General features: G+C 65.6%; 3 protein-coding genes. 1 reads left to right on the forward strand and 2 read right to left on the reverse strand.

Annotation, left to right across the window (positions count from 1 at the left end; translation table 11 throughout):
* Both ACIQ17_RS32850 and ACIQ17_RS32855 read right to left on the reverse strand, forming a co-directional pair.
* On the reverse strand, positions 1 to 693 hold a 693-nt coding region (locus tag ACIQ17_RS32850), incomplete at its 3' end, for a hypothetical protein (RefSeq protein WP_398473760.1).
* Between the two features lie 233 nt (positions 694 to 926).
* Complete coding sequence (locus ACIQ17_RS32855; protein ID WP_398473762.1) at positions 927 to 1,844, reverse strand: GAF domain-containing DNA-binding protein; 918 nt, start codon at positions 1,842 to 1,844, stop codon at positions 927 to 929.
* A gap of 217 nt (positions 1,845 to 2,061) precedes the next feature.
* Here ACIQ17_RS32855 and ACIQ17_RS32860 point away from each other — a divergent pair.
* A partial coding sequence (locus ACIQ17_RS32860) for an MBL fold metallo-hydrolase (protein WP_398473764.1) occupies positions 2,062 to 2,619 on the forward strand: 558 nt, incomplete at its 3' end.

Genomic DNA, 2,619 nt, shown 5'->3' on the forward strand with positions numbered 1-2,619 from the left:
ATGGCCTTCGGCGATATAGACGACATTGTAAGACGAGTTGCCGTCGCCCGCGGCGCCGGCATTGCCGCCGGCCCCGCCGCGGCCACCCGTAATGTTCTGCCCGGCCGGCACGACTGCCCCTGAAAACCTTGCGCCCGTTCCGCCGCCGCCACCGCCGCCACCGCTGCCGCTGTCATGGCCGATGCCGCTGCTGAAGGCCGAGCCGCCGTCAGCGCCTTTGCCGCCGCCGTCGCCATCGGCGCCGCTACCCCCGGTGATCGTGCCACCGGGCAGTGACGCGCCCTGCAGGCCCGGCGCCCCGCCCCTGCCGCCACGGCCACCGCCCTTGCCGTTCTTGCCGCTGCCGCCGTGCCCGCCATCGCCGATATAAGCGCTGGTGCGATTGGCGCCGCCACCACCGCCACCGCCACCGGCATTGTCCGGATCGATCGTGCCGCCGTTGCCGCCCGATGTCGGCGGACTATGCCCGTGCGCACCGCCATCGCCACCGATGCCCGAACTCTCCGCCAGAACATCCCGCGATGACGCCATCACCACGACCAGCGCCAGCAGCGACAAGGTCACTGCGGTGGATGACAGAAAATCAGACGCCCGTCGCGCGCGCGGCATCGACGCGGGCCGCGCCTGCCTGCCCGTCATCGCCGCGATGCGCGCGACCGCATCGTCCATCGCAAATGATTCGTCAGCCTTCATCCCCGGCCCTGGTCCACGCATCGATGCGCATCCGGTTCCAACAGGCACGCGATCGTGCGGCTGTTCGCAATGATGGATCGACGAAACGACGCGTAGGTTCGACGAATGTCCTGCGCGTTTTGCCGCTGTTGGAGCGCAACCACACATCGCGCGGAAAATCGGTGTGCGGCGAATGATCGTAATGATTTTTTAACCAGCGACCGCAGCAGCAGCGGACTGGTTGCGACCGCATTTCAGATGCCGAGCCGCGACCGCAATTCGCTGCGGCCAGCACGCGAGACCGGCCAGCAATCCTTGTAGTCGTGGACACGCAATTGCCACGCACCGCTCTCGCGACGCTCGACATCGCGAACGAACTGATGATTGACGACCGCCGTGCGATGAACGCGCACGAACCCGCCCGCCGGCAGCAGGCCGAGCCACTGGGTCAGCGTGCGCAGGTCGAGCGCCATGCTCCCATCGACAAGCCACACTTCGGTATAGTCCTTGGACGACCGCAGCCCGACGATCTCGCCGAGCGGCGTGCCGCGCACGCCGTTGCCGCGGCGAAGATAGATCATCGCGTCCGGGGCCGACGCCGCGCCAACGGCTTCAGATTGCGGCCGACCGTAGCACGCGGCGGCCATGAGATCGGCGCAACAGAACAGATCGGCGATCTCGTCGGACCACCGCCGTGACGCCTCGACCGCATCGAAGCCGAAACAGGCTACCAGCCGGCCGCCATGAAACATCGGCACGCTCAGCACACTCTTGTTGCCCTGGCGGAGAAACTCGGCGCGCAGCGGGCCGGCGCTGCGCGGCAGCGCATCGATCACGTTGATCATCACCGCCTGCCCTGCGACCAGATGCTGATGCAGCCAGCCGATCATGGTGACGGGCACGTTCTGAAGATCCTGCACGAATGATCTGGCGCTGCCGCGGCTCCATTCATGGGTGTTGCGAAAGCGCAGGTGATCGGCGTCGTATTCGAACATCCAGGCGCGGTCCGCGCCCACACTGCTCCCGATCGCCTGCAGCGTATCGCCGATCGCCACATCGAGCGGCTTGGTCAGCAGCGCCAGCGCCGTCTCGAATACCCAACGTCCAGACGAGGCCACACGGCCACTGTCGCGGCTGACGAATTCCCAGGGCGGTGTCGGATCGGACGACAATGTCAATTGCTCGCAGATAGGGTTTGCAAGGACTATCCGACCGCTCGGCCGTCATCAACGGACCTATCCGGGTGGCATGACAGCCATTCTCGCATTCCCATGCGAAGGCGCCGCTTCCATCTTGGGCAATTGGTCACGGATCGCCCGCACAAGCGGCATTGCAGCCCCTTCATTTGGCGATACACTCTCGCGAGGTGCATTCGGAGACTGCCGGATCATGCTGCGACTCTTGCCTGTCGTCCTCGCCGCAATCGGGTGGCTCATCACACCGGCGCTTGCGCAGAATGCCCCGCGTGGCAGCGAATGCCTCGCGATGGCGGAACGTCCGCCCCGCGCCATCCCGGTCAGCCTGCGCCGCACGGCGACGAAGCCGGACGAAGTTGCGATCACCTATGCCGGGCACTCCACCTATTACATCGACACGCCCGGCGGCGTGACCATCGCCACCGATTACAACGGCGTCTACAAGCTCGATCGCATCCCGGACGTCGTCACCATGAACCGGGCACACTCGACGCATTACACGCTCAATCCCGACCCGCGCATCAAGACCGTGCTGCATGGCTGGGGCGAGAAAGGTCAGCCGGCGCAGATCCACGAGCGTGTCGGCGACGTGCTGATCCGCAACGTCACCACCGACATCCGCCGTTATGTCGGCGACGACTCCGGTGGCGAGATGATGAAGGACGGCAATTCGATCTTCATCTTCGAGGTCGCCGGCCTGTGCATCGGCCATCTCGGCCATCTCCATCACAAGCTCGACGAAAGCCATTTC

The organism is Tardiphaga sp., from assembly GCF_044340795.1.
Taxonomy (GTDB): Bacteria; Pseudomonadota; Alphaproteobacteria; order Rhizobiales; family Xanthobacteraceae; genus Tardiphaga.